Source organism: Myxacorys sp., assembly GCF_059501405.1.
Window position 1 is genome coordinate 22,577 of the sequence record NZ_JCACCM010000085.1, and the last position, 8,765, is coordinate 31,341.

General features: G+C 44.7%; 4 protein-coding genes. 3 read left to right on the top strand and 1 reads right to left on the bottom strand.

What is annotated here, in order from left to right:
* Nucleotides 1–61 precede the first annotated feature (61 nt).
* The 3 genes from AC5I6P_RS09070 to AC5I6P_RS09080 all read left to right on the top strand — a co-directional run bounded on the left by AC5I6P_RS09070 (nt 62) and on the right by AC5I6P_RS09080 (nt 7,950).
* The gene (locus AC5I6P_RS09070) at nt 62–1,954 is read left to right on the top strand and encodes an AAA family ATPase (RefSeq protein WP_495693422.1); all 1,893 of its coding nucleotides are present in this window, start codon (nt 62–64) and stop codon (nt 1,952–1,954) included.
* On the top strand, nt 1,921–4,080 hold the full coding sequence (locus tag AC5I6P_RS09075) for a nuclease domain-containing protein (RefSeq protein WP_495693423.1): 2,160 nt from the start codon (nt 1,921–1,923) through the stop codon (nt 4,078–4,080). Before AC5I6P_RS09070 ends, AC5I6P_RS09075 begins: the two co-directional genes overlap by 34 nt.
* 324 nt (nt 4,081–4,404) lie before the next feature.
* A complete protein-coding gene (locus AC5I6P_RS09080) occupies nt 4,405–7,950 on the top strand; it encodes an ATP-dependent DNA helicase (protein WP_495693424.1) in 3,546 nt (1,181 codons plus the stop codon).
* Between the two features lie 191 nt (nt 7,951–8,141).
* Here AC5I6P_RS09080 and AC5I6P_RS09085 read toward each other — a convergent pair whose 3' ends face one another.
* Nucleotides 8,142–8,456 (bottom strand): DDE-type integrase/transposase/recombinase, encoded by a 315-nt coding sequence (locus tag AC5I6P_RS09085; RefSeq protein WP_495693425.1) that lies wholly within the window; start codon nt 8,454–8,456, stop codon nt 8,142–8,144.
* Between the last annotated feature and the right edge of the window lie 309 nt (nt 8,457–8,765).

The window sequence follows — 8,765 nt, forward strand, 5'->3', positions numbered from 1 at the left end:
TTCAATTCTCAATCAATAATTTATGGAATACTCCTTAAACAGACTTACCGAAGACTCATGGATGGTTTTAGCTCCCCTACTCTCTGAAAGACTTCCAGGGCGCGTCGAGCGGGTTGCGACAACTGGCAATCTTTACATTAAATCTTTGATACCTCTTTCCTGTAAGGATGGCTCTTCAGCAAATATCTTCTTTGCCTTTCAGGAGAATGTGAAAGGTATACAGGGTCTTCTTCGTCCAGGAGACGTTGTGACGTTCCTGTGGAGTGAACCTGGACAAAGAAGATATATACGGTCTAAAAACGAGTATGGCGAACCTCAGGCTATCGAAGTAGAAGCATCCAGAGAATCGGAAATAAATCAGATTATCAAGGATTTTCAGGAACGCCTTAGTACTGAATTGAGGCAGGAGCTAGAAAGATGGAAAATAGAACTTCAGACGCAACAGGACAAGCTTGATCAATTGATTGCAGAGCGAATCAAAGATAAAGTTGAGGAAATCAACAAACAGAAAGTAGAGCTACAAGAACAAACAGCAAAAGTTCAACAGCAAGAAGCCAAGCTGAAGTCTGACTTTGAAGAACAAGAAGCACAACTGCTAGCAGAATTAGAGCAGAAACAACAATCCATTGCCTTGTGGGAACAATCCGTTAAATCCTTTGCAGACTCAATAGAAGGGGCTAAGACCGAAATCAACCATCTTCGGAAGGCTATTGAACCCTATCGCCTCGCAGTACCTCTGATCGTTGAAAAGCAACCTTCTCAACCGTCTGAAGTTTCACCTTTGCCCCAGAATCTAGCCGAAAATTGGGGTTCAATGCTAGCAGCCGCAGGGCTTGTACTCCCTCAAAACATTGCAACCAGCTATTTGCTATCTCTGGTGAGTGCTTTTTATTCAGGCAGCATTGTTCTGCTCAACGGTCCTGTCGGAGTTGGCAAAACCAGTATCATCAAAAACTCAGCAAAGATACTAGGCGGAATCAGTAAAGTCATTCCTGTCCGTCCTGCATGGCTCGATCCCTCTGATTTGCTTGGCTTCTTTGACCCCCTGAGCGAAACATTTCGCCCCTCTCCCTTCCTGACCGCACTCAAAGATGCTAAAACCCAAAGCGATCGCCTTTGCCTGGTTTGTCTTGACGAACTCAACCTTGCCAGAATTGAGAACTATGGTGCCGATCTGCTCTCTTCTTTAGAATATTCTTGGTCAAGACAAAAGGAGCAATCTTTCAGCAGCGATTATGAACAACAGGGATTGCTGCTCTACTCCCCCAGCATTGAAACCCAGTTATGGGAGGAAGCCAAATTTTTACACGAACTGACCGATCGCACGCACGAACAAACCCAAAGATTAAGGCATATCCAAACGCTTCTCAAAGATTATCCTTCAACATTCACCCTCTCTCCCAGTCTGGTTTTACTGGGAACGTTGAATTCGGATGAAACAACCTATGATCTGAGTCCTAAAGTCATCGATCGCTCCTACGTCATTACCTATCCTCCTGCCAATCTAACTAAGACGAGTGCAGCAGCAGACATTAATTCAGCTACAACAGCAATTCTGTCAATACCAGCACTACAACAGGCGATCGCATCAGCAGAGGAATTTAATCAAAAGTCCAACGAGTGGCAATTGATTTTGAGGTGGAATCAGCAGTATCTCTCTGCATTAGGGATTCCTCTAGGACATCGAGCCAGCAGAGATTACCAAATATTTCATACCGTTGCCACTACTTTAGGGCTGTCCAGTCGAGATTGCTTGGGACATTTCATTTTCACCAAATTACTTCCCAGAATATCGTTCTTCAAAAACGATATAACAAGCGAGCTTTTTAATCGATGGCTTCTGGAACTCGAACAAACCTACAAGCCCTATGATCCTGGAGCCGTTCTACCTCAATTGAACAAGCAAATGCAGGATAAGAGATGGACAAACGTTCGCTACTGGACAAAAGCATGAGCTACCCAAGCATTCGCTTTGTTGACGTTAATGGTACGCCATTCAATCCAGATGAAGACGGCCTTACGCACGTTCGGCAGTTTGGAGGTGCTTGGTATGTAGAACTCGATCGTGCTTGGCAAGGTGAGGTGGCACTCGATGGCACACCACCCATATTACTCATTCAAGTCCCCAATACAAATCGCTGGGAGCTACCACCCGGAAGAGAAAGAGTCGAAATTATTCGGCGATCGGGTGAAGTTACCGTCGTTTTAATAGATAGCACTGGCAAGGTTGCGCGAGATACGGCAACAACTCTGCATATTTATCCTGCCAACATTAGTGAGTGGCAAATTGACCGCATGGTATCTGATATTGGAGTTCTGGCACTCTCTACCGCCTGGTGTGTGCGGCGATTAGTTCCAGTACCAATGGGTGAAGGTTTTGGCGCAGAAGGATTAGGACAACAGTGGATTGCAGGGAATGGAATGATAGCAACTGCTACCGCACTGCTTGAATTAGCAGCCGTTGTACAAGACAACTGGTCAGCCATCCAGAAAAGACCACTGAAGAGTTTCGTCACCGAGGTAGGCCCAGTAGGCATCGGAAAAGCCAACCTATCACCACAGCTTCTAATCAAATCAAAGGTAGAACCTGGCAAACGAAGAGTTTTAGGAATGACTCGGATAGAATCAACCCAGTGCATGGAAAATGAATTTCTTTGCTACATTCTTGATGTTTATTTGCTGGATTTAGCAAGCGGACTCATCACTAGCCTTGAATCACTCAGCTTGATCAATATTGAGGATGACCTGATTCCTGCCAAACCTCGTAGAAAGGATGAGGAGTTTCAAGAGTTTATAGAAGCATCTAAACAAAGAATTCAAACGTTTCGGCTGCGACAAGAAGAATTAAAGAAGCAAATTAATTGCAAAATTTTACAACTCCAATCTTGTGTTCAGTGGGCAACTCAATCGAGAAGCTCCAATTTCTTGGTAGATATAAAAACCCCGGATGAGCCAGTTTTTAATTCACTTCGTCTGATAGCGTCACCAAATTATGGTCCGATTTTTGAAAAGTATTCAAACTCTAAAGGAGATATTCTTGAACCCATCCAAAAAGTTCTCTATCTTCTTGAGCATATTTATCGAGGAGAGATTCAACCAACTTGGGAGATTTATGAAACCTGGTGTGTCGTAAAGCTATATAGCGCATTCATTTTATACGCGAATATGCAGCCATTGGATGAGAGGCAAACTTTATTTGAAAGTATAGAGGTTGAGCCTAATGGAACATTGAAGCTACCCAGAAATACTCCCTTCTCATTAAGAGGAAAGCTAAGCAATGGACAGTTTTACACAATTCACTTAATTTACGAAGCTCAATTAACTACAGCTGATGGTCAATTAAGAACTCCAGACATCATTATCCGGTTCTCAATTAATGAGGAAACTAATAACTACTGTTTTGATGCTAAATACCGCAATTACGACCAACAAGGAGACGGTCGATTAATTGAGGATGTAATAGATATTGCAAGAGACAGATATTTAGAGGAACTACCTCTTGCCTGCGCTTTCATTCTTCATACAGATCCTAAGAGAGATTATTGGGGAGAGGTTCCCTTTCACCGATTAGTACTAGAAGAATTTGATGTAGAGATGAACGAATTAGAGTATCCGGGTCATCAGTATGGGGCAATTGTCTTAGTGCCAGGAAATGATGACGATCGCCAAGTTAGACGAATTCTGCGACTTCTGTTTCAATATCATAACAGCGAACTTTGCACAGCATGCCTATCTTGTGGGCAACAACTCGAATGGGGGAATGATGTTCACTCAAGTTGGAAACCCGATCGTATTTCGGAAGAAGAGTTAATCGGAAGAGTCGTCTACCGCGAAGGACGGGCTGGTAACGGAACAGGATTATACTGTTCCTGCCCTCAATGTGGAAGCTTCTGGGTTATTCAAAGTTGCTATGGGGAACATCATCATCTCCTCAAATTCAAAGACTGCTTTCACCGTAATTCAGACCATCCAGAGTTCCAAGGTAAGTGGATGTATATTTGCCCTGATTGTGGTAGTGATCCATCGTTGGCTGAATTGAGAGCGACAGCCCAACAAGCAGCAACTAATCTTGATTTTTGATATTCAAAGTTATAACTGGGTACTGAGATATCTGTAAGATTCTGGGATCACTAGAACTGGGCAAATCTGTAAACAGCCAGGGCTATGCAATCTCCAACAGAATTAACTTATTCACTTCGCCATATCTCTATTCGCGTCCCCTGGCACGACAGGGAGTGGAACGGCACAGTTTGCAATGCTCCACGGCTCAATGGAGCTTGCTTAAAGTTGCAGAATATAGCGACTAAAAGAGATGACTTGGCTGAGGATTCTGTTTCAGGCCAATCCATCAAGGATTTAGCTCCATCCCAATACCCCTGTTGCATTTCCGAGCGGGGAACCTTCATGGCACCGTTCGAGTTCATACGAGAGGCACGCCATCCCTATGTCGAAACTTCATCAAAAACGCATGGTCACTTTGCCCCGACCCCAATGCGATATCCCTCCTACGCAGCAGCGGCCCTTCCCTTTCTCTGGATGCGTACTGATGCAGTAGAGCAGCATTTGAAGCAGTTTGATATTAATTACGACCTAAACCGAGAACCCAAACTTCCCTTTAAGTCGGGTTGGGTACAGGAGCATCGTAATCAACGTGCTTTACTCGACTGTTTTTTCGAGCAGGTACATCCAGAGGAATCCCTCTGCTTCTTCTACACCAAACAAGTTCCCTTTGTTGAAGATACAGGACGAGTTCGCATTATTGTTGGGGTGGGACGAGTAAAACACATTGGCGAAGCAGTAGAGTACAAATACAACCAACCGGGCGACCTGCGTTCTATTTTGTGGGAGCGCATGGTTCAGCATTCCATTCGACCCGATTTTAAGGATGGTTTTTTGCTTCCTTACCATCAAGCTCTTGAACTCGCTGAGCAAAATCCAGATTTTAACCCAGAAGAAATTGCTGCCTTTGCACCTAGCGATCGCATCGATGAGTTTTCCTATGCCACAGAGCATGTTACCCATGATGGGGCGATCGCAGCCCTACTAGCCTGTGCAGTCTCCTTGCAAAAATCCATTCAATATCATATCCCAGGTCCTTGGGAGCAATGTCTTCAATGGATTGATGCTCGTCTGAGCGAATTGTGGAAAATGCGGGGTCCTTGTCCTGGCTTAGGAGCTGCTTTAAGTGCTTTCGGAATCGAACTGGGAACTTTCGTCGCCAGAAATATTGCAGCCCAACTTGGGGATAACGAAGATCCTTGGGGACTTGTTGATCAAGTTTTCCAAAATCCTAAAGCTCACCTTTCTCCCCAACTAGCATCACAAATTAACAAGATGCTCAAGGAAACATGGGAAAAACTCTCCGATGAACGGTGTACTTTTCTCAAACTACTCAGCCGTTTTGAAATTACCCCTGAACAGGCATCCATGCTCTTTGTACCCCAGGTACGACAACAGCAAGGAGTTCATTACTCGGATAAAGATTTTCTAGAAAACCCCTATCTAATTTACGAAGCGACCCTTCACACTCACTGCCCAATCAGTGTTTGGACCGTCGATCGAGGAGTGTTTCCTGACCCAGCAATCCGCTCAAAACATCCTCTGCCCAATCCTTCAAAAATTGATGGTGGCACTGACCAGCGCCGTATCCGAGCACTAACGGTTGAAATCTTGGAGCAAGCAGCGAGTGATGGGAATACCCTGTTGCCTCAAGATGATGTCATTCTCAAAATTCGTGAGTTGCCTCTACAGCCACCTTGTGAAATTACTCCTGACATGATGACTGTGGCAGAGGGGTTCTTCCCTAAGACAATTGAACTAAAAGAATTGCACAATGGCGATCGCGCCTACCAACTCACTCGCTTATCGGAAATGGGAAACCTGATCCGCTCTCGGATCAATAAACGCATCAAAGGCAACCGCCATCAAATTAACGTCAACTGGAGATCGCTCCTCGATCAACATCTCTGCCAGGCATTAGAAACCATTAGTGATCCAAAAGCACGCCAGGAGGAAGAACAAGCACGGAAAGAAAAAGCAGCCGCCTTAAAAGAGCTAGCCGAATCTCGCTTTTCAATCTTGATTGGGCAAGCAGGAACTGGAAAAACTACGCTTCTTTCAGTGCTTTGCAATCAGAGAGACATTGCTGCAGGTGAAGTTCTACTGCTAGCCCCCACTGGCAAAGCCAGTGTTCGCATGGAAACGTCAACCAAGATCAAGGCTTATACCTTGGCTCAGTTTCTCAACGGGTGCGATCGCTATGATCCTGGAACTTGTCGATACAAGCTATCCGAACAACCGCCATTAGATACTGCTCGAACAGTAATTGTAGACGAAGCCTCTATGCTAACGGAGGAAATGTTAGCAGCGTTGCTCAGTGCTCTCAAAGCGGGTGTTGATCGGCTGATTCTCGTGGGAGATCCTCGACAACTTCCTCCGATTGGTCCCGGACGCCCCTTTGTTGACATTGCTACCCGTCTTGCGCCAGAAAATATAGAGACTACCTTTCCTCGTATCGGTTCTGGTTATGCAGAACTTACTGTATTCCGCCGCCAAATTGGAAAATCGAGGGAAGACCTACAACTGGCAGAATGGTTTAGTGGTCGCGCTTTAGCACCTGCTGAGGATGATGTTTTCAATATTATTGCTAAAGCAGATGTCTCAAAATATGTCCGATTTGAGTCTTGGGAGAAACCAGAAGACTTCAGTGCAAAGTTGCTTGAGATTTTGAAGGATGAATTGAAGCTTGAGAACTTGGAAGATGCTCAAGGTTTCGATATTTCTCTTGGTGGCAACGCCTCAAATGGTTTCGTTTACTTCAATAAAGGTAATGCTGAAGCTGTAGAAGCCTGGCAAATTCTTTCCCCCGTTCGAGATCAATCCCACGGTGTCACCGCAATTAATCGTCTTATTCACAAAACCTTCAAATCCAAAATCGTTGAAAAAGCTCGGCACCCATTTCATCGAAAAACAGTGAAGCCCGTGGGGACTGAGGAAATCGTTTATGGGGACAAAGTAATCAACATATTCAACCATCGTCGGAATGGAAAAAACGTTTACCCATCTGAAGGTGCGCGTGGTTATATCGCAAATGGTGAAATCGGTGTTGTTTGTGGGCAACTTAAAACTCGGAACAGCCCGTACAAAGGCTTGCCCTGGGAGCTTGAAGTTGAATTTTCTTCCCAACCTAATTTCCAATACAAATTTCGCGATCGTGATTTTAGCGACGAGTCTGAGGCAAGTCTAGAGCTAGCTTATGCCTTGACCGTCCACAAATCACAAGGAAGTGAATTTGGGCTAGTGCTACTGATATTGCCAAATCCATGTCGCCTTCTTTCAAGAGAGCTTCTCTACACAGCTTTGACTCGTCAGCGCGATCGAATCGTAATTTTGCACCAAGGCAACCGTTCCAGCATCAAAAAGTACTCATCAGATGCCCTATCTGACACTGCACGACGGTTGACCAATTTATTTACCAATCCCTACCTGGTAGAAGTTTTCATTCCTGTTGCAGCCAGTTCGGGTAAAGCTCAACGAGTCGAAAAACGATTCCTTGAGAAGAATCTGATCCATCGAACACTTCGAGGAGAAGCTGTTCGCTCCAAATCGGAAGTCGTCATTGCTGATCGACTAGCATCGCACAACATTGATTACTCATATGAAAAAGCACTAACTATGGGAGGACTCACGAGATTTCCAGATTTCACAATAGAAGATGCAGATTCTGGAATCACATATTTCTGGGAGCACTGTGGGTTGTTACATAAACCTGATTATGAAGCACGATGGCAGGCTAAGCTGGCATGGTATCGTAGCAACGACATTCTTCCATACAGCCAAGGAGGCGGTAGCCGAGGAACCTTAATCATCACTAGGGATCAGGAAAATGGAGGCATTTCATCCCAAGAAATTGAGCAAATTATTAAACAGATTATCTTGCAGGTGGATTAGGGAAAAGTTCAATTTAACCAGCAGCTAGTAGTAACTCAGCAACTATTCCCAAAGCTCAACGTAACCTGCTTTCAGAAGTTTCATTGTGGTGGAGGTGGAAACGGTATTATCAACTTAATCGGAAATATTTAAAATAAATTAAGTACAGTAATCCCGCAATCGCTAGGTTTGCTCAATTTACGCAGCCGTTTTCAGACAAGTGATTTCTCGCCAATCTTGAAAGCGTTGGCGAAGTTGTTGTCGGACACGCTTCGCGTGAGCCGAATCGGTTGGTGAGAATTCTCGACTCGATTGTTCAATCCCTTGTGGTGTTGATGATCCACGTTCCTCAAGACTTGTTTCTTTGCCGCTTCGTAACTCTTGAGTTTATCGGTGACAATCACCTGTGGCACGAAGCCTTGTTTTTTCTGCAGTTTGCGAAAGAACCGCTTTGCCGCATCTGTATCTCGATACCGTTGCAACAGGACATCCAGCACATTCCCCTCCGCATCCACCGCTCGCCACAAATAATATTGCTATCCCTTGATCGTCACCATCACTTCATCAAGATGCCATTTGTCCCCGATGTAAGGGCGTTTACGCCGCAGCCCATTCGCGTATGGCTGTCCGAATGGCAGGGCTGTTTCATTGTCATTAGGAGATATCTGAAAGCCTCAAGCCCGCGTTTGTGAGGTTCAAAAAATTCAAGAACGCTGGACGAGAGAATCGAGTATGAAAATTTCCATTTTCACAATGAAACAGCCCTGCTGTCCGAATGGTCGTGTTCTAGCGATTATCTTAAATGTCAAGTCACTGTTTTAAGGCAGTGAATGCAA